Origin of the sequence: Streptomyces sp. NPDC001222 (genome assembly GCF_042896945.1) — a bacterium.
In the GTDB taxonomy this organism is placed as follows: Bacteria; Actinomycetota; Actinomycetes; order Streptomycetales; family Streptomycetaceae; genus Streptomyces; species Streptomyces gibsoniae.
Genome location: NZ_JBIAXT010000032.1, coordinates 52,513 through 78,699, shown reverse-complemented (window position 1 = coordinate 78,699; position 26,187 = coordinate 52,513). Strand labels below are relative to the sequence as shown.

Here is a 26,187-nt window from a genome sequence, read left to right as displayed (position 1 = left end):
CACTGCGACATCACCCCGCCCCTGGGGTCCCCGACCACACTTCGCACGAGAGAACCGAGGATCATGACCGTTCGCGACAAGCTCTACATCGGCGGCTCCTGGGTCACCCCCAGCGACCCGGGCCTGCTGCTCGACATCGTCTCCCCGCATGATCAGTCCGTGCTGGGCCGCGTCGCCCAGGCCGCGCCCGCCGACGTCGACGCCGCCGTCGCCGCGGCTCGCGAGGCCTTCGACCACGGCCCCTGGCCGCACACCACCCCCGAGGAGCGGCAGGAGATCATCCGGCGCCACGAGGCACTGCGCGCCGCCCGCGCCGACGAGGTCGCCGCGGCCATCTCCGTCGAGAACGGCTCGGCCGGCTGGTTCACCAAGGCCGGTCAGCCCTTCCTCACCCGCCAGGTCGAGGCCTACCTCAAGGCGGCCGAGGAGTTCGGCTGGGAGGAGGTCATAGAGCCCTCCGACCCGTCGGTGGCGTTCGACACCATCGTGCGGCGTGAGGCGATCGGCGTGGTCGCCGCGGTCATCCCGTGGAACTCGCCGTTCTCCGCCGCCACCGCCAAGCTGATCCCGGCCCTGCTGGCCGGCAACACCGTCGTCCTGAAGGTCTCCCCGGAGAACTCCCTCAGCATGATGCTGCTGGCGGATCTGTGGCACGAGGCCGGACTTCCGGCGGGCGTGCTCAGCATCCTTCCCGCCGACCGCGAAACCAGTGAGTACCTCGTCTCGCACCCGGACATCGACAAGATCGCCTTCACCGGCTCCACCCGCGCCGGCCGCCGCATCGCCGCCATCGCGGGCGAGCACCTGAAGCGGGTCAGCCTGGAACTGGGCGGCAAGTCCGCCGCCCTCATCCTGGAGGACGCGGACCTGGACGCCGCCGTACAGGGCCTGCGCTTCGGCTCCTTCGGGAACAACGGCGAGGCGTGCATCCTGCAGACCCGCATCCTGGCCCCTCGCAGCCGCTACGAGGAGGTCGTGGCCGCACTGAAGGACATGGTCGAACGTCTGAAGGTCGGCGACCCCTCCGCCCCCGACACCTTCATCGGCCCGATGATCCGCCCCGACCAGCAGCTGCGTGTCATCGACTACATCAACATCGGCATCGAGGAGGGCGCCCGCCTGGTCACCGGCGGGCCGCAGATCCCCGAGGGCCTTGAGAAGGGCAACTACGTCACCCCGACCCTCTTCGCCGACGTGGACAACTCCATGCGCATCGCTCAGGAGGAGATCTTCGGCCCGGTGCTGGCCGTCATCGCCTACGACGACGAGGACGACGCCGTCCGTATCGCCAACGACTCGCAGTACGGCCTCTCCGGCGGCATCTGGAGCGCCGACCCCGACCGCGCCCTGGCCGTAGCCCGCAGGCTGCGCACCGGCACCGTCACCCTGAACGGCTCGCCCATGAGCTTCGACGGTCCCTTCGGCGGCTACAAGGCCAGCGGACTCGGCCGCGAGTACGGCAAGGTCGGCCTCACCGGCTACGTCGAGCACAAGACCATCACACGGCTCCGGCAGTCGTAGCCGACCGTGCCGCAGCGCGGGCCGGGGATCACCCCCGGCCCGCTCCGTCGGTCGTCAGCCGTCGGTCGTCAGCCGTCGGTCGTCAGCCGAGGAGCTTGCTCGCCAGCGTCGCGGCGTTGTAGGAGCCCCAGCCGGAGGTGAAGTCCCAGCCGGTGGCCGCGGAGTAGGCGCCGTTGCTGCCGCTGGTGATGTCGTGGAAGCCGGTGCCGCTCGCCGAGTACAGGGCGGGGTTGGCGAAGCCGAGCTTGGCCTTGCCGGCCGCAGCGGCCTGCTGGTTGTACAGCGCGGCGAACGCCGCCCACTCGGGCGCGGCGGCGCTGGTGCCGCCGACCGAGGTCCAGGAGCCCTGCGAGTAGATCGAGACGCCGGGGCTGGGGTTGGCGTGGGCCGACACGTCCGGCACCTGGCGGTAGCCGCCGCCCGCGCTCTTCTGCACCGCGGTCTGCCAGCTGGGGATCTTGAAGACGGAGGACTTGCCGCCACCACCGCCGGACCAGGCCACCTCCTTGCTCCAGGCGCTGGAGGAGGTGACGGTCAGCTTGGTGCCGCCGACGCCGGTGACGTACGGGTCGCTCGCCGGGTAGTCGACTGAGGTGCCGCCGTCGCCCGCGTCGTCGGAGCCGTCGTCGCCGGAGGCCGCGTAGAAGCCGAGGCCCTCGGCGGCGCCGGCCTTGAAGACGGCGTCGACCGCGTTGATGTTGGAGGTGGTGCGGGCGCTCTCGGCCGCACCCCAGCTGATCGAGGTGGTCGGGATGCCGCTGTCGACGATGGCCTGGTAAGTGTCGACCTCGCCCGCGTCGGAGTTGGGTCCCTCGAATACGGTGACGTTCGCCTTGGGAGCGATCGCGTGCAGGACCTCGATGTCCAGCTCGACCTCGACCTGGCCGTCGCCGAGCGCGCCGGAGCCGCCGTCGACCTTCTGCACGGTCGGGGTGGGCGAACCCAGGCTGTAGTGGTTGTCGTACGCGGTGATGTTGGACTGCTGGAAGCCGTCGAACTCGAGCAGCGCGATCTTCTGGCCGCTGCCGGTGTACGTACCGGGGACGTTGTAGCCGCCCTTGAGCTGGGCCGGGGTGTACCCGCCGCCCGGGCCGTCGTGGGGGCTGACGGTGGACGGCGTGGCCTGGTGGTGCAGCTGGACGCGGTTGTTGAGGCCCGCCACGTCGCTGACGAGGGAGGCGATGGCGGCCGGCAGTGTCGGCGCGGTGTCGTTGGCGTAGAAGGAACGCCCCGTCCTGGCGTCCTTCCAGGTCGACAGCTTGGTGCCGAAGGCCTTCTCCAGCTGGGCGGCGGTGCCGCTGGCGTCGACCAGCAGGTTGCCGGAGTGGACGGTCCCGACGGTCAGGCCCTGGGCGTGCAGGTAGTCCTTGAGCTGCTTGATCTCGGCGTCGGTCCGGCCGAAACGGGCCGCGAACTGGCTCTTCGTCAGGTAGTGGCCGTAGGAACTCGACCGCGGGTCACTGACCTCGGCGACGAAGGTGTCAAGCGCCTTGTCACCTCTGGGCGTCAGGCTGATCGCCACCGATATCCGCTTCCCGGCCGCGACGTTTCCGGTGCGGGCCGCGTTCTGCTTCAGGCCTGGCAGGACGTCTCCGGTGAGGGCGGCACGGGTCGCGTGCGGCTGCGGGGCGTTCGCGGCGTACGCGGTGGGGACGACCGCGGTGACCAGGGCCGGCACGGCGACCAGACCGAGCAGTTTCAGACGTGACTTCACTGAAGTCCTCCGGGGAGTGGGGGAGTTGTTCCCGAAGTGGAACGGCTTCACCGTAGAAAGAGCGGCCCCACCCCCATAAGCGGGGGAACCCTTGCTTTACCTGTTAACAACTGATGTCACGTCAACGGCGTGTGTAGTCAGCACGGCGGGTCTGGGTACGGCCGGGCTGACTCGTGATCACGCCCTGCTCCGGAAGCTTCGCTTGACCGCTGTCACCGGAGTCGACGACCGTTGCCCCGGAGGCGATGAGGGCGACCGTCATCGCGTGGGCGAGCGCGGTGCGTGAGCGGACCCCGACCTTCCGGTAGATCCGCGACAGGGTCCCTTCCACCGTCTTGACACTGATGAACAGCTCTGCGGCGACTTCGCGGTTGGTTGCCCCGCCCCCGACCAGCTCCGCGATCCTGGCCTCCGTGGGCGTGAGTTCGGGCCCGCCCGCGCCCGCCTCACCGCTCCGGTCTCCGGCGTCCAGCCGGGACAGCTCGTCCCGGGCCCGCGCCGCCAGGGGAGCGGCGCCGATCCGTGTGGCGGTCTCCAGCGCCTCGCCGAGAACCGCTCGCGCCGCGCTCCTGCGGCGCGAGCGGCGCTCGACCGCGCCGAGCGCGATCAGGGTGCGCACCAGCTCCATGGGCAAAGGGAGTTGACGCAATCGGTCCACGGCGGCACGCAGCCGCGCCGCCCCCTCCTTCGCCCGGCCGATCCCCGCCTCCCGCAGTCCCTCCGCCCGCTCCAGAGCGGCCAGCACGCTGCCGGGCGTATGGCCGGTCACGCGGGCGTAGGCCTCGCGGACGACCGCCCCGGCCTCGTCCGTCTCACCGAGGAGGACCAGGGCCTCGGCCAGATCGCCGTACCAGTGCAGCAAGGGTGGGTCGGCGGCGCACATGACGGCTCCGAGTTCCCTCACGCGCCGTAACGCCTCGACCGCGGCCGCCGCCCCCCGCGGGTCGCCGGGGAGCAGTTCGGCCTGCCCGAGCACGGCCAGTGCGCGGAGCAGGAACAGCCGGTCGCCGTCGGCTTCCGAGGCGCGTACCGCCTGCTCGGCCAGCTGCCGGGCCTCCTCGGCGGTGCCGCCCGCGGTGGCCGCCAGCGCGGCCGCGTACAGCGCGGGAGCCGCCTGGGCCTGGTCAACCGAGCAGCGTGCGGCGGTGTGCAGTGCCTCGCGGCAGTGTCCGGTCCGCACCTGGATCCGGGTCAGAGCCACCAAGGTCGCCATGACCTCCTCGACGCCGGCCAACTCCCCGATGTCGGCCAGGAGTTCGACGACCTGTTCCCGGGCCTCGGTCACTCTGTCGGAGTCCAGGGTGAGGATCGCCCGCATCCGGATCAGCCGCCAGCTCTGCGGGCCGCCGTCGGCGCCCCCGGCCAGGGCGAGCGCCTCCTCCAGCGCGACGCCCGCCGCGATCGGGTCGCCGCCCAGGGATCGCACTCGGGCGAGAGTGGCGAGCGCCCCGATCCGGGTCTCCGTGTCGCCTGCCACGGCCGCTTGCCTCGCAGCGCGCCGGGCATGCCAAGCGGCTTCCGTCAACTCCCCGCACAACAGGCCGCGTACGGCCGCCCAGTGGTGGAGCCACGCCTCGGCCTCCGGATCGCCGTCGGCGTCTCGGAGGCCCTTTTGGATCAGGGCCTGGGTACCCTCCAGCGCCTGTCCGGCGTTGCGCAGCAGGACCAGCCGGGCCCGCACCCGCCGGCGTGCCGAACCCGATTCGGCGAGGACGGTCTCGGCGGCCCGACCCGCCTCCTCCAGTCGTCCGGCGTCGCACGCGTACTCGGCGGCAGTCAGCAGCCGGTCGGCCCGGTCCGCGGACCGGTCGCCGGGGGTGCGGCGGGCGGCGAGCAAGGCCAGTTCGCAAGCGGTGCCGAGCGCGCCGTCGCGGCGCGCGGACTCCGCCGCGGACATCAGTGTGCGGGCGGTGTCCTCGTCCTCGTGCGGGCGGGCGTGGGCGAGATGGCGGGCTCGCTCGACAGGCTCCGTGATCGCGCGGGCCAGCAGCGCGTGTGCCTCCCTGTGGCTGTTCTCCGAGGCGTCGGCGTAGACGGCGGCCCGGATCAGCGGATGCCGGAAACGTATGGTTCCGCAGGCGTCGGTCGTCGCGACGCCGAGCCGTTCGGCCTCCGCCAAGTCCGCGGCAGGGCGGGGGAGCCCGGCGGCACGCAGCAGGGTGAGGTCTGGACGGGTGGCGGCGCTCGTGACGAGCAGAGTGCGCTGCACCGTCTCCGGTAGCGTGCGGGCCTGGTCCAGCACCAGGGTGCGCAGTCTTCGGGGCACGGGCAACATCGGCCCGAGGACCACGGATGCCGGGCCCCGCAGGGCCGCTCGCCCCAACTCCAGTGCGTACAACGGATTGCCGGCGGCAGTGTCCTGGATCGCCCGCACCACCCCCATCGGCAGGTCGGCCGCGATGCCGGCCTGCACGAGATCGGCCACCTCGTCGTCCGTCAGCGGCGGCATCGGAAGTTCGGCGGTGCCCGGCGGGCAGCAGCGCAGCCGCTCGGGCTGTTCACCGTCCGCCACCCGCTCGGCGGCCACCACCCGTATGTCCAGGCCGCCCAGGCGGCGTACGGCGAAGGCGAGTGCCTCGGCGGTGAGCTCATCGAGCCACTGCAGGTCGTCGAGGACCAGCACGACGGGGCCGTTGGCGGCCAGAGCGCGCAGCACGTCGAGGACGGCGACGCGCACCGCGAGACTGCTGCGGCCGTCGGCCGGTTCCGGGCCGTACAGCAGGGCTGCCCTCAGCGCAGCCCGCGGCTCGGGCGCGAGGGCCTCCAGGCAGCTCTCCGGCACACCGGCGAACAGGTCGATGAGGCCGACGAACGGGAGCCGGGCGTCCTCCTCGGCGGGCGCGCAGTGCAGCACGGTGCCGACCGACGGGGCATGCGCCCCCAAGGACGCCAGAAGGGCTGCCACGAGTGTGGACTTGCCGATCCCCGTGGGACCGTGGAAGAGCACTCCGGGACGGGCTGTCAGTTCGGCCCGGGCGGCGTCGAGCAGCGCGCGGCGCCCGGTCAGTGACCGTGCTCCCATTGCAGTGGCCCATCCTTTGCCCTGGGGGTGGCACCCGAGGTCGTCGTGCCTGATGCGTCCGGTGACGGGCTGCACCCGGCACCGAGGGCGGAACCATCGGTACGACGAGTGCGGCAGGTCCCGGCACGGTGGATCATGTGTTCATGACAACCCGCGTGGAATCGGATGTCAATGGCGGCCGCCACGCGGTCTGTTCGCCATCTCCCCCGAGGGGATCGAGGTGGTCCTCGTGCTGCGGGCCGTACGCTCATCGGTCGGCCCCGTGCAACTGCGCGGTGTCAGGTCGCCGGCCCAGCTCCGGTGCGACCAGGTGCCGGACATCGTGCAGGATCTGCTCGTATTCCTCCCGCCGGAACTCGTACGGCAGCTCCAGGCGAAGCTCCGACACGGCCGACAGCACGGGATCCGTGGCCAGTCGCTCCAGGATCCGCTCCACGGTGGTGGGCGCCCTCGCCGTCGATCTCGACGGCGAGGTGCGGAGCGGGGCCGGACATGGGCGTTCCTTCCGAGAACACGAGGCTTGGCGGCCACAAGACCGCGACACGGCGGCCGACGGGACGGGCCGGCAGGGATCAGACGTGTTCGGAAGGACAGACCGCGGACGAGGTGCGGCAGTAGTCGACATGCCGCCGGGTGATCAGCCGGGCACCGGTGCACGCACCGTGCCGCGCCGCGCCACGTACGTGCATCGAGGGCCTCCACCCGTCCGGGACTTGCGAGTTCAACGTACGTCGTCCGCCCCTGCGAGTGTCAAGGGCCTTAGATGCAGCCCACACCTGCCGAGAAACGGCTGGGCGGTGGCTGCGACCGGCCGCACCGGAACGACGGCGGCTGTGGAGTCGCGCGCCCGGCGGGAAATGTCAGACACCCCCTCGCAGTCCCCACCGCCGGTAGCCGACCGGGTCGGAAAAAGGGGTTGTGTGGGATGAAGATCGGGCTGGTAGCTTTCAGTCAACCGTGACCCGCCCGAGGAGGTGAGACCCATGCACGTTGTGTCCCTATGGGTGCTCCCCCTCGTCGTCACGGTCGGGCGACTGACATAGGTGTCGCCGGGAGCGCCCCCACAGCAAGGCACTCCCGAAAGGCAACACCCCATGCATTCCGTACAGTTCGTCGCGGAGACGTCGGCAAACGGCGTCGTCGAACGCGACTTCACCGTGGGCGACGTCCCCGGCGTGCTCTGGTCGCCCGCCTCCGGCCCCGACCGCGCCCCCCTGGTGTTGATGGGCCACGGTGGCGGCACGCACAAGAGGTGGCCGGCGATGACGGGCCGTGCACACCGGCTCGTGACCGGCTGCGGATTCCACGTCGCCGTTGTCGATGCGCCCGGCCACGGCGACCGGCCGCGCACCGCGCACGACGAGCAGGAGATCGCCGCACTGTTCAAGGCGAGGGAGGCGGGCGAGCCGGAAGGCCCGATCGTCGTCCGCTACAACGCCCACCTGGCGAAACGCGCCGTGCCCGAGTTGCGGGCGACCCTGGATGCCCTCCAGGAACTTGCGGAGATCGGCGCCGACGGGCCGGTCGGCTACTTCGGCCTGAACATGGGCACCGCGATAGGCGTGCCGTTCGTGGCGGCCGATTCAAGGATCACCGCCGCGGTCTTCGGTCTCCACTGGCCCGATGCTTTGGCCGAACCGGCGAAGCAGATCACCATCCCCATCGAGTTCGACATGCAGTGGGATGACGAACACATCCCGCGCGAGGCCGGTCTCGCGCTGTTCGACGCCTTCGCCTCGCAGGAGAAGACGTTGCACGCCAACGCGGGCAGGCACAAGGAACTGCCGAGGTTCGAGGCCGACAGCGCGGTCCGGTTCTTCGCCCGGCACCTCGGCCGGGCGGTCACCGCATCGGCCTGACCTGAGCGGTTGCGGCGCCCCGCATGCCGACGGGGCGCCGCTACCGCGGCCCCGGGTGGGGGCGGTGCCGGCGTCGCGAACCCGGGTGGCGACTTGAGCGAGGGGGGAGAAGATCGCGCGCTGGTCGAGCCGCGCGAGGCTGGTGGGCGGGCGCAATGCCGGCTCGACCCGCGGCCGGGTACGGCCGAGGAACGGTGTTGCCCCCGTCTGTGATCGTCACTAAGGTCGATCGGGTGACTGCCGGGTCGGCCATGGGCCACACACGAGTGAGGTTCCCGGCCTCGGCGTGAGCACGAGGCGGGCAAGAGGCCCGCCCCCTTCTCCGCGTCTCAGCTCCCGGCGCCCGCGTCCGGCGCCCCGTTTCAGCGGATCCCAAGACCGGAGACACACACCACTCATGCCCTATGACCAGCAGTACCCGTACGAATCCGAGCTGCCGTCGGCCGGCGTCCAGTTGAACCACACCGCCGTCTACGCGAGCGACCGGCAGCTGTCCGCCGAGTTCCTCGCCGTCGTCCTGGGCTTGAAGGGCGGCGCCCCGTTTGGGCCGTTCCTGCCCGTCGACCTCGGCAACGGCGTGACGCTCGACTACTACGAGAAGAGGGACGAGGCGATCCAGTCACAGCACTACGCCTTCCTCGTCCCTGACGAGCAGTTCGACGCCGTCATCACCCGTCTGGAGGCGGTAGAGGTCACCTACTACGCCGACCCCAGCCACACCGAACCCGGCCGGATCAACCGGCTCTTCGGTGGTCGCGGCGCCTACTTCGACGACCCGGACGGTCACAACATGGAGGTCATGACTCGGCCTTACGTCCGCCCTTAGGCCGTCACAGGGCTGTGATCAAGGGACGTCGCGGGTGAGATCTTTGATCCAGATCATGGACAACGCCGCTGCGTTTTGCGTCGTGGGCTGGGTGCAAGCCGCTGGAGCTTGATCGAGCCGCGCCTGCCAGGTCATGGGAGGGCACCGTGTTGCCCGACAGGAGGTCTCGGTTCGTAGCGTCTGTGCAGTCACCGGCATCAAGCCGGCCACGAGCCGAGTCCACCACGGTGTGAGGTGTGCCCCATGCCGTCGGCTGCCGGCCCGTGCATGCCGCCGCGGCAAGGGGCAGGGCGGTCCCGGCACGGCCCGTGAGAGTCAGAAGGCCCATGGTGTGTCACAGATGCGGGGCATGCCCTGTCTTCCCTGTGAAGCAGGTTCTGTGCGTCCGGACATGATCGTGTGCCCGGGCCCGGTTACGGAGGTGTGCCACGGTGTTGGAGATGGATTCAGTGGACGGAGCCCACGACCACGGGGGCCAGGACGGGGTCGGGCCCAGGATGCTGGCGGATGTGACGCCGCCGTTCATTCCGGAGGGTGCCTCGGGGATGACCGTTGTTGTCGAGTGGCCTCCCGGCCATCCCGGGACCCCTCCGCATCGGCACTCGGGGCCGTGTTTCGGCTATGTGATCGAGGGTGCGGTGCGGTTCGAACTCGAGGGGGAGCCGGAACGTGTGATCAAGGCGGGTGAGCCGCTGTTCGAGCCGGGCGGTGACATGATCCACTATCAGAACGGCAATGCTCTGTCGGATGCGCCGACCAGGTTCGTGGTGACGATGCTGTGTGCGCCGGGTCAGCCGATGCTGACGCTGGTAGATGACGAGGAGCTGGAGCAGCGGGCGCACCTGCGTGCCCCGCGGCCGTCCGCCGACTGAGTCGCGGGCAGGAGAGGGGGAGGCGGAGCCGGGATCCCGGTCCGGTGCGGGCGTTGCGCGCGTGGCCGGAGAGTCGGAGGCCGGCTCCGCCTTCGGCGCGGCTGGACCGCTCCGCGCGGGATCGACCTGCCCGAGGTGACGGCCGGCTCGATCGAGGCACGTCACGTTGTCGTGTCGCTGCGGCGGCACCTGCGCCGCACCCGGTTGATCGCGGGCACCGTGACCGAGGTCCGGAACGCGGAGCGCACGGTGACCGTCCGCCCGGCGAACGGAGCGGAGTACGAGCTCCACTACGACATCCTCGTGGTCACCGCCGGAGCCGTGACCCGCACCTTCCCGACCCCCGGCCTCGCGCAGCAGGCGATCGGCCTCAAGCACGTGGAGGAGGCGGTGGCAATCCGTGACCGGCTGATGACCGCGTTCGACCAGGCGGCGTCACTGCCGCCCGGTGACGAGCGGCGAAAGCTGCTCACGGTCACCGTCGTGGGCGATGCCCTCTCCGGCGTATGCGCCTCGCCAGGAACCTCGTGGCGGACCTGCGCGGGAGGCGGGTCGGAGACTACCGCCACAGCAGTCTGGGAGTGGTGGCGACGCTGGGGCTGGGACGGGGGATCTTCCAGTACAAGAAGATCGTCATCAAGCGACTGCCCGCCTGGCTGATGCACCGGGGCCATCACGTACTGGCCGTGCCCACCTGGGAGCGCAAGATCCGCGTTCTGGTCGCCTGGCTCACTGCCGCCCTGTTCGGCCGGGATCTGGTCTCCCTCGCCTCTGTGCAGCACCCGCGGGACGCCTTCGTGACGGGCGGCGAGGCACAGGGCCTCGGCGTCCGCCGGGCGGGTGAGGAAACGGCCGCATGAGCATCGTCGGTCCAGAACGCAGCAGGTCATCTACGAATGCAGGGCGCGGCACAGACCTCGGCCGGTTCGCTGGGGAAGGATGCATGAGCGTGTGTCGATCTCCGGGCTTCCAGGCTTCGGCGACGCTGTTCTCCCCGTTCTGTCACGGGTGGGAGGCGGCCTCGGTCAATGAAGTAGATGCAGCGAAGCAACGGAGGCCAAAAGATCATGCATCTTGAACCATCCCCCACGCCCCGCGACGACCTTGACGAGGCCGTTTCCGTTTTTGTGCAGCACCGCAGGCGTCTTTTCGGGATCGCCTACCGCATCCTCGGCAGCGTGGTCGAAGCCGAGGACGTGGTCCAGGAGGTGTGGCTGCGCTGGCAGAAGACCGACCGCTCGGTGGTGGCCAACCCGGCGGCCTTCCTGTCGAGCACCACGACCCGCTTGGCGATCAACGTGGCACAGTCGGCGCGCGTGCGTCGGGAGACCTACGTCGGACCGTGGCTGCCGGAGCCCATCGACACGAGCTCCGACCCGGAGGTGGGCGCGCAGCGTGCGGAGGCACTGGAACTGGCTCTGTTGCTGGTGCTGGAGAAGCTGACCCCCACCGAGCGCGCCGCATACGTCCTGCGCGAGGCGTTCGACTATTCCTACGCCGAGATCGCCGGAATCCTCGAACTCAGCCCCGTCAATGTACGGAAGATCGTGAGCCGTGCTCGTCGGCATCTGCTGGACGAGCAGCGGGAGAGTGTGGACGCAGCCGAGCACCGACGTCTCCTCAATGTCTTCGTCGCAGCAGCACAAACTGGGGATGTGGCGGCGCTGGAGGCCCTTCTCGCCCCTGATTGCGTGAGTCTGGCCGATGGCAACGGCGTGCGGGGCTGTGCTCGTGTACCTGTGCTGGGCCGTGCCCGTGTGGCCAGGCTCTCGGCCTTCGGACTGTTCTGGCGTGGAGCGGAGGGCAGGCTGGTCGCCGCCAACGGCGGCACGGGCGCGGTGATCAGCCAGGATGGCCGCCCCATCGCTTTCATGACCCTTGCCGCCTCGAAGGATGGCATCTACAAGCTGATGTGGGTGATGAGCCCCGGCAAGATCGCCGCGTTCCTCGACTCACGTTCCCGCTTCGCGACCGCCTCCGGCTCTGCTCCGGACGCAGTATGACTGCGGCGGCGTGACGACTCCCGCTGCTGTCACAGGCTCCGGCTCCGGTTCGAGCCCGGGCCGCCGTGTGTGTGGGGGTGGGGATGGTTCCAGGACCGCAGCTTGTCGGGATTGAGGGTGACCCATACCTGGGCGACGTGCTCGTCGGCGACGTCGAGGCTGATGACGGCGGCGACCTGGTGGCCGTAGCGAGCGACCAGGCCGGTACGGCCGTTGACGGAGCGGGTGGTCAGGCCGGTGCGTGGGAGGCGGGCCAGGAGGGTCAGCAGGCTGTCGGCGACCGGCCGACTGCCGCGCACCGGCCGGGTCAGCGCTCGCACCTTGCCGCCACCGTCGAAGAACGCCGCGACCTCCGACCACAACAGCGACGCCAGCAGTTCCCCGTCCTGGGTGACGCATGCCCGGAAGACCGCGCTGGCAACGGCATCGTGCTGTTGCGGCGTGGTGGACTGCGAACGCTGAACTCGCAGCCACCGCCTGGCCCGGTCGGTGAGCTCGGCGACTTCGGGCTCCGTGCGGCCCACGATGTCGGTGACCGTGCCGGGGGCCGTTCCGAAGCCGCCGAGCACGAACGCCGTCCGCTCAGCCGGCGACAGCGACTCCAGCGCATTGAGTACGACCCTGACGGCCTCCTCCTCCACGTCCGTCGGCCGCGTCCGGTACTCCTCCTCGTGCCAGGCCGCCCCCCGTCCGGGCAGCGCGAGCCGGCCCAGACAGATCCCGCCCGCGGTCCTCGCCAGCCATGACCGGGGAACGGCGATCTGCCGACGTGCCGCATCGGACAGTCCGTACCACCGGCGGTATGCCTCATCGACAGCGCTCTCAGCCGCGACCAGGCTGCCCAGCATCCAGCAGGCGACATCCAGCAGAAACCGACGCTCCTCGCACAACTCCGCGATCGGCACCGCATCGTTCTGGTCCATACGGCATCCTCCCTCTCGCACGGTCCTGCACGCACCAACGCCGTCGATGTCGGCTCAACCCGTTAGACCGGGAACTCGCGGACGTTGTGACATTCCCCGGCGGGCCGGCCCGTGCCGCCGTACAGCGGCGTGTCATCAACGTGCTCGACGCGGAATCCGGCTGCATGTCACAGATGCGGTGGTTGCCCCGTCTTATATGCAGACCCACTTCTTTCCAGTGACTGCCGAACGAGGTGACCATGCCATGCATTGGCGCGAGCGCGCGGAATGCCTGCGCGTAGACCCCGATCTGTTCTTCCCCATATCAAACAGTGGACTGACGCTTCTGCAGATCGACGAGGCCAAGGCCGTGTGCGGCCGTTGTCCTGTCGTGGAGCAGTGCCTCGACTGGGCCGTGGAGACGGGACAGGCGGACGGGATCTGGGGCGGACTGACGGAAGGCGAACGCCGTGCGCTACGACGCGGGACGACCTCCTCTCGGGGACCGACCTGAGGTCGCGGGCGATGGCGCCGAGGCTGGTCGGAGTGGTGCCCTCATGTTCGCGGCGACTGGCATCGCGGCGGACGACTTCGTGGCCTCCCTCGTCGAGCACGGCTACCGAGGCGGTCTCACGGCGAGCCCGGCGTCGAGCGGCTTGAGAGCGGGCTCGGGTCATCGCGTCTCCCCGTGCCGTACGGCGCAGACGCCGAGGACGAGCCTCACCTGGGTGCCGACGGCCGTTCCCGCGCAGCGGACATGGTGCTGTCCGTAGGCGTCCAGGCTCGTTCCGCCGAACTCGAGGTCGAGGTGAACATGCACTTCGACGTCCTTGATCCGCAGGTGGCCTGCCATGCGGAGCCGGCCATCCGCGATGAGGACCTCGGTCGAGCGGAAGCTGATGAGGGGAAACGTCGCCGAATCGAGGAAATCCGGGCGTGACCTGCGCGTCCCGCTCCGGGACTCCTGTCCCCAGACTGCCGGTCTGGACACTGAAGTAGGCCTGCGACCGGGTGGGGCGGGATCCGTCGAGTTTCAGGAGCCCCTCGAAGACGGTGAATGCGCCGTACCTCGGCCGCCATGGTGTGCCGGACGGACAAGCCGATCGTGCTGTGGGCCGGGTCAACGAGGTAGATACCCGTCGGCCCTCTGGAGGAGGGCGGACGGAAACTCGTGGCTGCCCTGCGATTGAACACGGCGAGCGGTACCTCGTGCGTGGATCCCGGACAGAGGCGAACCCCGGCCTGTGACGGTCACGCAGGGGAGACAGCGCTGAATCAACTGAAGCCACTCGTCGGCCAGAAAAGGGGCACGGGGTGGTCCTCTCCAGTCGGCGAGGACCACCCGAAGGTCTTACTTCTGCTGCGCGAGCCAGTCGGCGAACCTGGTGTCGGCGATGTGCGCGCCCGGACCCGGCAGGAGTGTGCTCTCCTGCAACTCGGCACCCCAGTACCGAGCCTGTGGGTCCGTGACGACCGTGCGGGGGTCGTTCCTGGCGGCGAGTCCCTCGCGGATGAGCTCATCGAGCGGGAACGCCTCGGGACCCGCGACCTCCACCACGCCGTTCACCGGGCTGCCGACCGTGGCGCGCCGGACGGCCGCGGCCACATCGTCGGAGTCGATGGGCTGGATCTTCACGGGAGCCAGCCGCACGGTGTCGCCTTCGGTGGCCGCGTCGGCGATCCCCTTCATGAACTCGAAGAACTGGGTGGCGTGGACGATGGAGTAGGGGATGCCGGACGCCTTGATCAGGTCCTCCTGCACCTGCTTGGCGCGGAAGTAGCCACTCTCCTGGAGGCGCCCGGTGCCGACCACCGACAGCGCCACGTGGTGTGCCACCCCGGCCTCGGCCTCCGCCTTCAGGAGGTTGGTGGTGGAGGTGCGGAAGAAGTCCATGACGGCCTGGTCCTCGAACGAGGGGGAGTTGGACACGTCAACTACGACCGACGCGTCCTTAAGGACCTCGGCCAGACCCTTGCCCGTCAACGTGTTCACGCCGGTGCTGGGCGCTGCCGCGACCGCCTCGTGCCCGTTCGCGCCGAGCCCGCCGACGACCTTCGAGCCGATGAGTCCGGTCCCACCGATCACTACGACCTTCATTACGGAATTCCTCTCGGGATGTTCCTGGTGCCTGTGCCAGGAAAGACCGGACAGCGGCTCTGCTTGTGACACGCGATTTGTGACATCGAGGTGGTTTTCCGATGCGGCCCCTGTGGGACCATTCGGCCCGTTTCCCGTCGTCGAGACGTCTTCCATCAAGGAGTCCGCGCCGGGGTGTCACAGGTCTGCACCCTGCAACGACTGGCCCGGGCCCCCAAAGACGCGGCGTCGGCCTGAGCCTCTACCAGGTCCTCAGCGAGCTACAGACACTACTCGCGGCCTGGACCGGCGCCTGCCCGACCTGCCACCGCGACATACCAGCACCAATACGCACCTGACCAAGCCCTACTGGTACTCCAGCCCGTAGTTAGCGATCTTGTTCCGCCGCTACTCAAGGTCCGTGGACGAGATCCGTGCCGCCACTGGCTTCAATGAGCCAGGACAGTGAACCGCTTCCGAACGGCCAGCCGGTGGTGGCCACCTGTATCCAGCCGCCCGAGTCATCGGTGTCGGCGTGCCACCACCACCAGCTGCGATCGTCGCCCATCCCTTCCTCGGTCGGGTCGAAGTAGTACAGCCAGCCCGAGAGCGTCCACGGCTCCCGCCGACAGGGTCCAGGCGCACCTGTTCGCCGCCTCCGACCTGGACAAGGACAAGCTCTACGGGCACATCAAGCCGAAGAGGAACCGCCGCCGGAGATCAGGATCGCGATCGTGCCCGGCAGGTTCTTCCCGCACCTGGCCCCGAAGAAGCGCTCCCGCCTCGGCGCCCGGGCCGCAGCCGACAACAGCGAGCTCACCTGCACGCGTACCGATGCCGCGCCTGATGTCACAGAAGCGCCGCGCACTCGGTCATCACTGACAAGGAGCCTGACTCATGGAGGTGTAACGCGATGCCGAACAGGGACTCAGTTCACGGTGCCGTCGAGCAGCCGAGGTCGGAGGGGTGGAGGACGGCGGCGAAGATGCTGCAGGACGCCGCACCGATCTCTGTTCCCGAGGGTGCCTCGGCGATGACCATTGAGGTCGAGTGGGAGCCCGGAGACCCCGGGACTCCGCCTCACCGCCACTCGGGCCCTGCGTTCGGGTACGTCGTCGAGGGCGCGGTCCGCTTCGAGCTGGAGGGCGAGCCCGAGCGCGTGATCGAGGCCGGCGGGACCTTCTGGGAGCCGGGTGGCGATGCGATCCATTACCAGGACGGCAACGCGCTGGCTGACGCGCGCACCCGGTTCGTCGTGACCATGATGTGCGCGCCGGGTCAGCCGATGCTCACGCTGGTCGACGAGGAGGAACTGAAGAAGCGGGCTCACCTGCGTGCCCCGCGGCCCACCGATTGACCCGCCCCCGGCGCGCACGAGCTGGACGGCGACGGGCCTCGTCACGCTCCGGGGGAGGGGGCGAAGAGGCATGAGTGCCGCTGACGTCGTGCACTGGATGTTGACGGCGCTGTTCGCGGCCGGGGCTGTGCGCGCGCTGCGCCATGGCGTCCTGGCGCGAAGTTCCGGGTGGCGCAGCCGAGTGGACCATGTCCTGGACACCGCCATGGCCCTGGGCATGGCGGTGATGCCGTGGACCTCGGGGCACATGCTGCCGGAGCTGCCGCCTACGGTCTTCTTCGCCGCCGCCGCGCTGTGGTTCCTGCTGACCCCGGTCAGGCGGGCTCAGGAGGCCACGCTTGTCGCCATCACACGGAGGTTGCCACATGCGGCCGGTATGGCCGCGATGGCCTGGATGACGTATCTGACGGCGGGCCCGTCGCACGAGACCTTGGCGGAGGGCCTTTCGCCTGCGCACCACGTCGCGCATGTCGGTCACTCCACGGGGGCGAAGGGCGGTGACCTGATCACCGGAGTGCTGGCGCTGTACCTCCTCGCGTGCGCTCTTCGTTCGCTGACCCGCGACATGCCCACGCTGCGCGGAGCTTCGGGCACCGTGGACGTCGCCACCAGTATGTGCGGGCCCTACAACCACTTCTGGCACGGATCGATGGCCCTGGGCACAGCCATCATGCTGCTCATGCACTGCTGACTGCCGTCCGCGGACCTCGATATGGGGGTTCATCAGGTCGCGGATCGCGATGCGCGCGATGGCATGGCCACGGTAACCCAGATCACACAGCTCTCGGTGTCACACGTTGCCGGGCTGCCCGGTCAATGGTGTGTCACTGCAACCCCCGGTTAGGAGATCCCATGGATTCGCGTCTCAACTACTACGGCAACCCCCTCGGCGCCAAGGTGGTGAAGCACCTCTACTCGGCCAGCAAGGCATTGGTGGACTCGACGTTGCCGGCCACCGTTCAGCATCTGGTGGAGATCCGTGCCAGCCAGATCAACGGCTGCGGCTTCTGTACTGATATGCACACCAAGGAGGCGGCCCACGTCGGGGAGACCTCGCTGCGGCTCAACCTGATCGCAGCCTGGCGGGAGGCGACGGTCTTCACCGAGGCCGAGCGCGCCGCGCTGGAGCTGGCCGAGCAGGGTACCCGGGTCGCTGACGCCGCCGAGGGGGTCACCGACGAGGCCTGGGCCAACGCCACCAAGTACTTCGACGAGGATCAGCTCGTTGCGCTGGCCTCCCTCATCGCGATCATCAACAGCTACAACCGCATCAACATCATCATCAAGCAGCCGGCCGGTAGCTACCAGGTGGGCCAGTTCAGCTGAGCAAGGATTGGCCGGCCGCGGTTGGCTCGACTGATCCGTGGGGCGGCTGTGCCGGTCTCTGTACGGCGCGGTACATGTCATCCAGCGGGTTCGCCGACATCGGCGGACCCGCTGGATGCGCTCGCGCGACATCGAACTGGCAGCCGTCGCAGCGCCGGGCCAAGTGAGCCTTCCGGAGTGCGGCCCGCGGCGGCACACCGGGCTCAGGGGAGATGCCGCAGTGTTGCGTGCCCTGCCATCGGCGTACGGGAACACCGAGCCCCGGTTCTCGGTAGTCCAACTTTCACCATGGAGTGTCGTTGTCGTACCTCGCTCTGTGCGTTCTTGCGTGTGACTGTTGAAGCACGTCAGCTGGCCCGGAGCCAGCGACGTGAGGACGTGCCGCGAGACGGCGCCGCTTTCAGCAGCAGAGGAGAATGACCATGCCGCACGTGACGACGGTGAACGGTGCGCGCTTGTATTTCGAGGACAGTGGTGGTGAGGGCCCGGTCGTGGTGTTCAGCCACGGCAACCTCATGGATCACGACATGTGGGCGCCGCAGGTCGAGGCGCTGTCGGGTGAGTTCCGCTGTGTGACGTGGGACGAGCGTCTGCACGGGGCGACTGAGGATGACGGCCGGATCTACAGCTACTGGGACTCGGCTGACGACCTGATCGGTCTGCTGGACGCACTCGGTGTTCAGCGGGCGACGCTGGTGGGCCACTCCCAGGGCGGATTCCTCTCGATGCGTGCCGCGCTGCGTGCTCCGGAGCGGGTGAACGCCCTGGTGCTGGTGGACACCGCATCCGTCGCCTGGCCGCCGGAGGCGCTGGAGCAGATGCGGGGCATGTCCGAGGGGTTCCGGGGCGCGGGGCCGGAGTCGGTCGCACCGGTGCTGCTGGGCATGCTGCTGGGCAAGCCTGAGATTCATGAAGAGTGGCTGGCGAGATGGAAGGCGCAGCCTCGTGAGCGGCTGGCCGAGGCCGTCACCGTGCTGACGGGGGTGGATGACATCACCGACCGGCTGGGTGAGATCACCGTGCCCGCGTTCGTGGTGCACGGCGAGGCCGACCAGCCCATTCCGCATGCACTGGGCGCGATGCTGCAGAGCGGGATTCCCGGCGCCGAAGAGCTTCTGACGGTGCCTGGCGCGGGTCACACCCCGAACCTCACCCACCCCGGCCAGGTGAACCCGCAGCTCGTGCAGTTCCTGCGCCGGCATGCCTGATGCCATCGGCTGACCGACGTCCCGGCGGCCCCCAGCCACCTGCGAAGTCGTCAGCGACAGTCGGCGCTCCTCGACCCCGCCCGCATGACCAGCGCGGATTTCGGCGTGCTGGTCCTCTCCCAGAGGAACCCGGAACGACCACCGCCGTCACCGACCCTGCTGCGCTCTCTGCGGCCTTCGAGGCCGCCCTCAACCCGGGCGGCCTCGAACGCGCGCCCTCGCTGTTCGCCGAGGAGGCGACGATGCGCACACCCGCGAAGGGCGACATCGTCGGAACGCGGGGGTTCGCCGGAGCACCACCGGTCGCGACGATCACGACGTCCCAGGACTGCCGGCCGACCGCGTCTTCAGATGGCCTCGCGAATGGCCCGTTCGAAGCCCTCGACGTGGCTACGGGCGAGCCGTGCCGCCTTCTCGGGGTGACCGGCGACGATTGCGTCGATCAGCGGTCCGTGCTCCCCGACATGACCGGCCATGTCGGAAAGACGGTCGACGAACAGGCACCAGATGCGGGTGGCCAGGTTGTCGTGGCGGATGAGGGTGTCTTCCAGATACGGGTTGTGGGTGGCGGCGTAGATGGCGCGGTGGACCTGAAGGTCGAGGTGCATGAGGTCGACGGCGTGCTGTCGGCGGGGATCCGCGGCCGCCAGCTGCCGCCGTAGCGCCCTCAGGGCCGTCCGGTCGCTGGCCGTGGCGCGCCGGGCGGCCTGGGCGGCGGCGAGGGGCTCCAACTCCTGGCGCACTTCGGAGATATGGGCCAGGTCGGTGATGTTGACGTCGGTGGCGAAGGTTCCGCGCCGGGGGTAGGTCGTGATCAGGCGTTCGTACTGGAGCCGCTTGAGGGCCTCGCGCACCGGCGTGCGTCCGACGCCGAGGGCCTGCGCCAGCTGTTCCTCGTTGATCGGCGCGCCGGGGCGGATCTCGAGCATGACGAGCCGGTCGCGAATGGCGCGGTAGGCGCGCTCCGCGAGGGACAGCTCCTCACCCGTGAGGTCTGCCGCCGCCTGCTCCATGAAAGCCCCCTTGACCTGTCCAGCGAGCTCCCATACCGTACCGCAGAGTCTGATATATCAGTTGCGCATTAGCTGGCTCCCAGGATGGTGCACAGATGGCAACGAACCAGCCGCTGATCACGCTCGCCTCCGCCCTCTCCCTCCCGCTCGCCGAACTCGACCCGGACGTCGCCGCCGCCGTGGACGCCGAGCTGCACCGCCAGCAGGCCACGCTCGAGATGATCGCCTCGGAGAACTTCGCTCCCGCCGCAGTGATGGAGGCGCAGGGCTCGGTACTGACCAACAAGTACGCCGAGGGCTACCCGGGCCGCCGCTACTACGGCGGCTGCGAACACGTCGATGTCATCGAGCAGCTGGCCATCACCCGGGTTAAGGAACTGTTCGGCGCCGAGGCCGCGAACGTGCAGCCGCACTCGGGCGCCCAGGCCAACGCGGCCGCGATGTTCGCGCTGCTGAATCCCGGCGACACGATCCTCGGCCTCGACCTGGCGCACGGCGGTCACCTCACCCACGGCATGCGCATCAACTACTCCGGCAAGCTCTACAACGTCGTGCCCTACCACGTGCGTGAGTCCGACATGCGCATCGACATGGACGAGGTCGAACAGCTCGCTCTCGCCCACCGCCCCAAGATGATCGTCGCGGGCTGGTCGGCGTACCCCCGCCGACTGGACTTCGCCGCGTTCCGGCGGATCGCCGACGAGGTGGGCGCCTACCTGATGGTGGACATGGCCCACTTCGCCGGGCTGGTGGCCGCGGGCCTGCACCCCAGCCCGGTGCCGTACGCCGACGTCGTCACGACCACCACGCACAAGACCCTCGGCGGCCCGCGCGGCGGGGTGATCCTCAGCCGTGCCGACCTGGCCAAGAAGATCAACTCCGCGGTGTTCCCGGGCCAGCAGGGCGGCCCGCTGGAGCATGTCATCGCGGCGAAGGCGGTGGCCTTCAAGGTGGCGGCGAGCGCGGAGTTCAAGGAGCGCCAGCAGCGCACCCTGGACGGCGCCCGCATCCTCGCCGGCCGGCTGCTGGCCGACGACGTGGCCGAGGCCGGGATCACGGTGTTGACCGGCGGCACCGAGGTCCATCTGGTCCTCGTCGACCTGCGCAACTCCGCGCTCGACGGGAAGCAGGCCGAGGACCGGCTGCACCGCATCGGCATCACCGTCAACCGCAACGCGGTGCCGTTCGACCCCCGCCCGCCCATGGTCTCCTCAGGGCTGCGGATCGGAACACCGGCCCTGGCCACCAGAGGCTTCGGCGAGACGGAGTTCCGGGAGGTCGCCGACATCCTCGCCCAGGCCCTGCACGACGAACAGTTCGGCGACGAGCATGCCGACCTGCTGCGCGGCCGGGTCGAGAAGCTCGCCGCCGCGTTCCCCCTCTATCCCCACCTGAACGGAGACGCGGCATGACGACCGAGCCGCTGCCGGAGCACCCGGACTTCCTCTGGCGCAACCCCGAGCCGCGCTCGTCGTACGACGTCGTCATCGTCGGCGCGGGAGGCCACGGCCTCGCCACCGCCTACTACCTCGCCAGGAACCACGGCATCACCAACGTCGCCGTGCTGGAAAAGGGCTGGCTGGCCGGCGGCAACATGGCACGCAACACCACGATCATCCGCTCCAACTATCTCTGGGACGAGAGCGCGGCGATCTACGAGCACGCGCTCAAGCTGTGGGAAGGGCTCCCGGAAGAGCTGGACTACGACTTCCTGTTCAGTCAGCGCGGCGTCCTCAACCTCGCGCACACCCTCCAGGACGTCCGTGAGGGAGTGCGCCGCGTCAACGCCAACCGCCTCAACGGAGTCGACGCCCAGTGGCTGGAGCCGGACGAGGTCGCCAAGGTATGCCCGATCCTCAACGTCTCACCCCGCACCCGCTACCCGGTCCTCGGCGGCACCTTCCAGCCGCGGGCCGGCATCGCCAAGCACGACCACGTCGCCTGGGCGCTCGCTCGCCGGGCCGACGAGCTGGGCGTGGACCTGATCCAGGGCTGCGAGGTCACCGGCTTCCTCAAGGACGGCGACCGGGTCGTGGGCGTGGAGACCAACCGGGGCCGCATCCTCGCCGGCCGGGTCGGCCTCGCGGCCGCCGGTCACAGCAGCGTGCTGGCACACCTTGCCGGTTTCCGGCTCCCGGTGCAGTCCCATCCGCTCCAGGCGCTGGTCTCCGAGCTGCACGAGCCGGTGCATCCCACCGTGGTGATGTCGAACCACGTACACGTATACGTCTCCCAGGCGCACAAGGGCGAGCTGGTGATGGGCGCGGGCATCGACGCCTACAACGGCTACGGGCAGCGGGGTTCCTTCCATGTGATCGAGCAGCAGATGGCCGCCGCCGTCGAGCTGTTCCCCGTCTTCGCCCGGGCGCATGTGCTGCGGACCTGGGGCGGCATCGTCGACGTCACCCCGGACGCGTCCCCGATCATCGGCGTCACTCCGGTCGAGAACCTCTACGTCAACTGCGGCTGGGGCACCGGCGGGTTCAAGGCCACGCCGGCCGCCGGCTGGACCTTCGCGCACACCATCGCCACGGGCGAGCCGCATCCGCTCAACGCCCCCTTCGCCCTCGACCGCTTCGCGACGGGCGCACTGATCGACGAACACGGCGCAGCAGCCGTGGCCCACTGAAAGCCTCTGGAGAGAAGGACACCGTGCTGCTGATCACCTGCCCCTGGTGCGGTCCACGGGACGAGACCGAGTACCACTACGGCGGCCAGGCCCACGTGCCCTACCCCGAGAACCCGGGGGACCTCACCGACGAGCAGTGGGCCGAGTACGTCTTCTACCGCGACAACCCCAAGGGCCCCTTCGCCGAGCGATGGGCGCACAGCACCGGTTGCCGCCGCTGGTTCAACGTCCTGCGCGACACCGTCACCAACGAGGTGCTCGCCGCCTACCGGCTCGACGAACCCCGCCCCGAACTGCCCCAGGCCGGAGGGAACCGATGACCGACCAGCACTTCCGGCTCCGCCAAGGGGGCCGCATCGACCGCGGCACCGTGCTGCGGTTCACCGTCGACGGACGGGAACTGACCGGCCACCCCGGAGACACCGTCGCCTCTGCGATGCTGGCGAACGGGCTCGTCGAGGTGGCCCCCTCGCTCTACCGCGGCCGCCCGCGCGGCATCGTCGCCGCGGGTGTCGAGGAACCCAACGCGTTGTTGCAGCTCGACGGCCCGTGCTCGGAGGGCATGGTGCCGGCCACGACCGTGGAGCTGTACGACGGCCTGACCGCGACGACCCTGTCCGGCATGGGACGGCTCGACCCGGCCCCCGATCCTGCCGTCTACGACAAGAAGTACGTGCACACAGACGTACTGATCGTCGGCGCCGGACCGGCCGGGCTCGCGGCCGCCGCCGCAGCCGCCGGCTCCGGCGCCCGTGTGACCCTCGTCGACGACCAGCCCGAGCCCGGCGGCTCGCTGCTCTCCGGGCGGACCGAGACGGTCGGCTCGGGGACCGCCCTGGAGTGGGTCGCCGAGGTGCGCGCGGCACTCGAGGCCGCCCCCGAGGTCGTCGTCCTGCAACGCACCACGGTGTTCGGGTCGTACGACGACAACTACGTGCTCGCCTTGCAACGGCGTACCGACCATCTCGGAGCCGACGCCCCCGACCCGTCCGAAGGCGTCTCGCGCCAGCGGCTGTGGCACATACGGGCCCGCCAGGTGGTCCTGGCGACCGGCGCGCACGAGCGTCCGCTGGTCTTCGCCGGCAACGACCGTCCCGGGGTGATGCTGGCGGCGGCCGTGCGCTCGTACCTCAACCGGTACGCCGTGGCTCCGGGCTCGCGGGCCGTGGTGAGCACGACCAACGACAGCGCCTATGACACGGTCGCCGACCTGCACGCCGCCGGGATCGACGTCGTCGCCGTCGTGGACGCGCGCCCCGAACTGTCCCACCGCGCCGCCGAGGTCGCCGCGGCAACCGGGCTGCAGGTGCTGACAGGCAGCACGGTGGTCGACACCGCGGGCGGGGGGCACCTCCCACGTAGTGGGGGAGGCCGACTCACCGGCGTCACGGTCCAAGCCCTCGACGAGGACGGTCAGCTCGCCGGTGAACCGAAGTCGTTCGACTGTGACCTGCTCGCCGTGTCGGGCGGATGGAGCCCGGTGGTGCACCTGCACAGCCAGCGCCAGGGCCGGCTGCGCTGGGACGAGGACCTGGTCGCCTTCGTGCCCGACCGCGCCGTTCGGGACCAGCAGATCGTGGGTGCGGCGGGCGGGACGTACGACCTCGACGGCTGTCTGGCCGAGGGGGCGCGGGCCGGTGCGCGAGCGGCGACGGACGCCGGGTTCCCGGTTCCCGTGTCGTCGTCCGCTGCCGTACGGCCGGGGGCAGGCCCGATGCGTGCCCTGTGGCTGGTACCCGCCCCTGCCGGCGAACCCGGTGGCTGGGACACCCACTTCGTCGATCTGCAGCGCGACGTCACCGTCGCCGACGTCTGGCGCTCCACCGGAGCCGGCCTGCGCGGGGTCGAACACGTCAAGCGCTACACCTCGCTCGGCACGGCGAACGACCAGGGCAAGACGTCCGGCGTCAACGCGATCGGTGTGATCGCCCAGGCCCTCGGTGGGGGAGCGTCCCCCGGGGAGATCGGCACCACGGCCTACCGGGCGCCGTACACACCGGTCGCCTTCGCCGCTCTGGCCGGGCGCGAGCGCGGCGCACTGTTCGACCCGGAGCGCACGACCTCCATCCACAGCCGGCATGTCGCTCAAGGGGCGGTGTTCGAGGACGTCGGGCAGTGGAAGCGCCCCTGGTACTACCCCCGGCCCGGTGAGGACATGGACACGGCCGTGGCCCGCGAGTGCCGAGCTGCCCGTGAGGGGGTGGCGTTCATGGACGCCTCCACCCTGGGCAAGATCGAGATCTGGGGCTCGGACGCGGGGGAGTTCCTCAACCGCATCTACACGAACGGCTTCAAGAAGCTCAAGCCCGGTCTCGCCCGCTACGGCGTGATGTGCAAGCCCGACGGTATGATCTTCGACGACGGTGTGACGTTGCGCCTCGACGACAACCGCTACTTCATGACCACGACGACCGGTGGCGCCGCCGCGGTCCTGGAGTGGCTGGAGGAGTGGCTGCAGACCGAGTGGCCCGAGCTCGACGTCCACTGCACCTCGGTGACCGAACAGTGGGCGACGATCGCCGTCGTCGGCCCCCGGTCGCGCCAGGTCGTCGCCCGACTCGCGCCCGAACTCGACCTGTCCGCCGAGGCGTTCCCCTTCATGGCCTTCCGCGAGACCACTCTGGCCTCCGGTGTCCCCGCCCGCATCTGCCGGATCTCCTTCTCCGGCGAACTCGCCTACGAGATCAACGTCTCCGCGTGGTACGGCTCGGCCGTCTGGCAGCAGGTCCACGAGGCCGGAGAGCCGTACGACATCACCCCGTACGGCACCGAGACCATGCACGTCCTGCGGGCCGAGAAGGGCTACATCATCGTCGGCCAGGACACCGACGGCACCGTCACCCCCCAGGACGCGGGTATGTCCTGGGTGGTCTCGAAACAGAAGGACTTCATCGGCAAACGGTCCTACTCCCGCGCCGACACCGCCCGCACCGACCGCAAGCAGCTGGTCGGCCTGCTCCCGACCGATCGCAGGACCCGACTGCGCGAGGGCACCCAGCTCGTCGCGCCGGACGTGCCACTCACCCCCGAAGCCGGGCCGGTGCCGATGCTCGGCCACATCACCTCCAGCTACCACAGCCCGGCCCTCGGCCGCCCCTTCGCCCTCGCCCTCGTCGCCGACGGACGGACAAGGATCGGCGAGACCCTGCTCGCCCCGGTGGGCGAGGACCTCGTACCCGTCGAGGTGACCGACTTCGTCCTCTACGACCCGGAAGGGACCAAGCGTGATGGCTGAGCCGACGATCGATGCAGGCGCCGGCCCCGTGGCCCTGCGCACCAGCCCCCTGGCACATCTGGAGGAGCGCATGCGCGCCGCCGCGGTCACCGGCGTTCGAGGCGTCACGCTGACCGAGCGGCCGTTCGTCACCATGGTGAACCTGCGCGTCGACCCCGCCTCCGACGGGGCCGGCCGCATCGAGAAGACCTTGGGGGCACCGCTCCCTCGCCAGTGCGGCCGGACCACCGCATCGGCATCCCACACGCTGTTCTGGCTCGGCCCGGACGAGTGGCTCGTGCTGTCCCAGGCCGACGGGGCCACTGTGGCCGCCGAGTTGCGGGAGGCACTGGGAGCAGCACCGGGCTCGGTCGTGGACGTCTCGGCCCATCGCACCACACTCGAACTGAGCGGCCCGGCCGCCCGGCAGGTGCTGGAGAAGGGCTGCCCGCTGGACCTGCACCCCCGTGCCTTCGGTCCCGGCCGGGAAGTGTCGACCACGGTGGGACCCGTCGCGGTGCTGCTCTGGCAGACCGACGACGCGCCGACATACCGGCTGTTCCCACGCTCCTCGTTCGCCGACCACCTGGCGCGCTGGCTCATCGACGCGATGAGCGAGTTCCGGGGCCCGGAGGTGCCCTGAC

The 26,187-nt window shown here is 69.9% G+C and carries 23 protein-coding genes and 1 pseudogene; 16 read left to right on the top strand and 8 right to left on the bottom strand.

Annotated features, from left to right (window positions below; genetic code table 11):
- The first annotated feature begins 63 nt into the window (after window positions 1-63).
- Entirely contained in the window at window positions 64-1,521 is a 1,458-nt protein-coding gene (locus ACFY2Z_RS32615; protein ID WP_390747663.1) for an aldehyde dehydrogenase, read from the top strand.
- Between the two features lie 82 nt (window positions 1,522-1,603).
- Here ACFY2Z_RS32615 and ACFY2Z_RS32610 read toward each other — a convergent pair whose 3' ends face one another.
- The 3 genes from ACFY2Z_RS32610 to ACFY2Z_RS32600 all read right to left on the bottom strand — a co-directional run bounded on the left by ACFY2Z_RS32610 (window position 1,604) and on the right by ACFY2Z_RS32600 (window position 6,693).
- A complete protein-coding gene (locus tag ACFY2Z_RS32610; protein ID WP_390747662.1) occupies window positions 1,604-3,235 on the bottom strand; it encodes a protease pro-enzyme activation domain-containing protein in 1,632 nt (543 codons plus the stop codon).
- Window positions 3,236-3,356: 121 nt separating this feature from the next.
- Complete coding sequence (locus ACFY2Z_RS32605; protein WP_390747661.1) at window positions 3,357-6,257, bottom strand: AAA family ATPase; 2,901 nt, start codon at window positions 6,255-6,257, stop codon at window positions 3,357-3,359.
- A gap of 247 nt (window positions 6,258-6,504) precedes the next feature.
- Window positions 6,505-6,693, bottom strand: coding sequence for a hypothetical protein (locus ACFY2Z_RS32600; RefSeq protein WP_390747660.1), 189 nt, complete (start codon window positions 6,691-6,693; stop codon window positions 6,505-6,507).
- A gap of 658 nt (window positions 6,694-7,351) precedes the next feature.
- Here ACFY2Z_RS32600 and ACFY2Z_RS32595 point away from each other — a divergent pair.
- From ACFY2Z_RS32595 to ACFY2Z_RS32575, 5 genes and pseudogenes are all read left to right on the top strand, one after another.
- On the top strand, window positions 7,352-8,116 hold the full coding sequence (locus ACFY2Z_RS32595; RefSeq protein WP_390747659.1) for an alpha/beta hydrolase: 765 nt from the start codon (window positions 7,352-7,354) through the stop codon (window positions 8,114-8,116).
- A 397-nt stretch (window positions 8,117-8,513) separates the two neighbouring features.
- Entirely contained in the window at window positions 8,514-8,942 is a 429-nt protein-coding gene (locus ACFY2Z_RS32590) for a VOC family protein (protein WP_390747658.1), read from the top strand.
- A 440-nt stretch (window positions 8,943-9,382) separates the two neighbouring features.
- Window positions 9,383-9,814 carry a cupin domain-containing protein gene (locus ACFY2Z_RS32585; RefSeq protein WP_390747657.1) on the top strand — a complete coding sequence of 144 codons (432 nt, stop codon included), beginning with the start codon at window positions 9,383-9,385 and terminating at the stop codon, window positions 9,812-9,814.
- A 33-nt stretch (window positions 9,815-9,847) separates the two neighbouring features.
- A pseudogene (locus tag ACFY2Z_RS32580) lies at window positions 9,848-10,674 on the top strand (FAD-dependent oxidoreductase).
- Window positions 10,675-10,881: 207 nt separating this feature from the next.
- On the top strand, window positions 10,882-11,817 hold the full coding sequence (locus tag ACFY2Z_RS32575; RefSeq protein ID WP_390747656.1) for a sigma-70 family RNA polymerase sigma factor: 936 nt from the start codon (window positions 10,882-10,884) through the stop codon (window positions 11,815-11,817).
- Window positions 11,818-11,846: 29 nt separating this feature from the next.
- Here ACFY2Z_RS32575 and ACFY2Z_RS32570 read toward each other — a convergent pair whose 3' ends face one another.
- Window positions 11,847-12,740 carry an RNA polymerase subunit sigma gene (locus ACFY2Z_RS32570; protein ID WP_390747655.1) on the bottom strand — a complete coding sequence of 298 codons (894 nt, stop codon included), beginning with the start codon at window positions 12,738-12,740 and terminating at the stop codon, window positions 11,847-11,849.
- 244 nt (window positions 12,741-12,984) lie between these two features.
- On the opposite strand from ACFY2Z_RS32570, the gene ACFY2Z_RS32565 reads away from it, so the two are divergent.
- A complete protein-coding gene (locus tag ACFY2Z_RS32565) occupies window positions 12,985-13,233 on the top strand; it encodes a WhiB family transcriptional regulator (RefSeq protein ID WP_390747654.1) in 249 nt (82 codons plus the stop codon).
- Window positions 13,234-13,392: 159 nt separating this feature from the next.
- Here the strand turns inward: ACFY2Z_RS32565 and ACFY2Z_RS32560 are convergent, their stop codons facing one another.
- The 3 genes from ACFY2Z_RS32560 to ACFY2Z_RS32550 form a co-directional block, all read right to left on the bottom strand.
- A complete protein-coding gene (locus tag ACFY2Z_RS32560) occupies window positions 13,393-13,710 on the bottom strand; it encodes a YceI family protein (RefSeq protein WP_390747653.1) in 318 nt (105 codons plus the stop codon).
- Window positions 13,711-14,070: 360 nt separating this feature from the next.
- The gene (locus ACFY2Z_RS32555; protein WP_390747652.1) at window positions 14,071-14,817 is read right to left on the bottom strand and encodes an SDR family oxidoreductase; all 747 of its coding nucleotides are present in this window, start codon (window positions 14,815-14,817) and stop codon (window positions 14,071-14,073) included.
- A gap of 391 nt (window positions 14,818-15,208) precedes the next feature.
- On the bottom strand, window positions 15,209-15,364 hold the full coding sequence (locus ACFY2Z_RS32550; RefSeq protein ID WP_390747651.1) for a hypothetical protein: 156 nt from the start codon (window positions 15,362-15,364) through the stop codon (window positions 15,209-15,211).
- A 345-nt stretch (window positions 15,365-15,709) separates the two neighbouring features.
- Here ACFY2Z_RS32550 and ACFY2Z_RS32545 point away from each other — a divergent pair, with 345 nt between their 5' ends.
- The 4 genes from ACFY2Z_RS32545 (at window position 15,710) to ACFY2Z_RS32530 (ending at window position 18,687) form a co-directional block, all read left to right on the top strand.
- Window positions 15,710-16,153 (top strand): cupin domain-containing protein, encoded by a 444-nt coding sequence (locus tag ACFY2Z_RS32545; protein ID WP_390747650.1) that lies wholly within the window; start codon window positions 15,710-15,712, stop codon window positions 16,151-16,153.
- A gap of 70 nt (window positions 16,154-16,223) precedes the next feature.
- Window positions 16,224-16,844, top strand: coding sequence for a DUF5134 domain-containing protein (locus tag ACFY2Z_RS32540; RefSeq protein ID WP_390747649.1), 621 nt, complete (start codon window positions 16,224-16,226; stop codon window positions 16,842-16,844).
- 161 nt (window positions 16,845-17,005) lie between these two features.
- The gene (locus tag ACFY2Z_RS32535) at window positions 17,006-17,479 is read left to right on the top strand and encodes a carboxymuconolactone decarboxylase family protein (RefSeq protein ID WP_390747648.1); all 474 of its coding nucleotides are present in this window, start codon (window positions 17,006-17,008) and stop codon (window positions 17,477-17,479) included.
- A gap of 422 nt (window positions 17,480-17,901) precedes the next feature.
- On the top strand, window positions 17,902-18,687 hold the full coding sequence (locus ACFY2Z_RS32530) for an alpha/beta fold hydrolase (RefSeq protein ID WP_390747647.1): 786 nt from the start codon (window positions 17,902-17,904) through the stop codon (window positions 18,685-18,687).
- Window positions 18,688-19,034: 347 nt separating this feature from the next.
- Here ACFY2Z_RS32530 and ACFY2Z_RS32525 read toward each other — a convergent pair whose 3' ends face one another.
- Window positions 19,035-19,700: a GntR family transcriptional regulator gene (locus tag ACFY2Z_RS32525; protein WP_390747646.1), complete on the bottom strand. Its 666-nt coding sequence runs from the start codon at window positions 19,698-19,700 to the stop codon at window positions 19,035-19,037.
- A 95-nt stretch (window positions 19,701-19,795) separates the two neighbouring features.
- Between ACFY2Z_RS32525 and glyA the strand changes: the two genes are divergently transcribed.
- Genes glyA through ACFY2Z_RS32500 form a run of 5 tightly spaced genes read left to right on the top strand, consistent with a single transcriptional unit; the run spans window position 19,796 to window position 26,186 of the window.
- The gene (gene glyA, locus ACFY2Z_RS32520; RefSeq protein ID WP_390747645.1) at window positions 19,796-21,112 is read left to right on the top strand and encodes a serine hydroxymethyltransferase; all 1,317 of its coding nucleotides are present in this window, start codon (window positions 19,796-19,798) and stop codon (window positions 21,110-21,112) included.
- The gene (locus ACFY2Z_RS32515; RefSeq protein ID WP_390747644.1) at window positions 21,109-22,329 is read left to right on the top strand and encodes a sarcosine oxidase subunit beta family protein; all 1,221 of its coding nucleotides are present in this window, start codon (window positions 21,109-21,111) and stop codon (window positions 22,327-22,329) included. Before glyA ends, ACFY2Z_RS32515 begins: the two co-directional genes overlap by 4 nt.
- Window positions 22,330-22,352: 23 nt before the next feature.
- On the top strand, window positions 22,353-22,649 hold the full coding sequence (locus tag ACFY2Z_RS32510) for a sarcosine oxidase subunit delta (RefSeq protein ID WP_390747643.1): 297 nt from the start codon (window positions 22,353-22,355) through the stop codon (window positions 22,647-22,649).
- Complete coding sequence (locus tag ACFY2Z_RS32505; protein WP_390747642.1) at window positions 22,646-25,564, top strand: sarcosine oxidase subunit alpha family protein; 2,919 nt, start codon at window positions 22,646-22,648, stop codon at window positions 25,562-25,564. Before ACFY2Z_RS32510 ends, ACFY2Z_RS32505 begins: the two co-directional genes overlap by 4 nt.
- A complete protein-coding gene (locus tag ACFY2Z_RS32500) occupies window positions 25,557-26,186 on the top strand; it encodes a sarcosine oxidase subunit gamma (protein ID WP_390747641.1) in 630 nt (209 codons plus the stop codon). The genes ACFY2Z_RS32505 and ACFY2Z_RS32500 overlap by 8 nt, the downstream gene beginning before the upstream one ends.
- Window position 26,187: the final 1 nt, after the last annotated feature.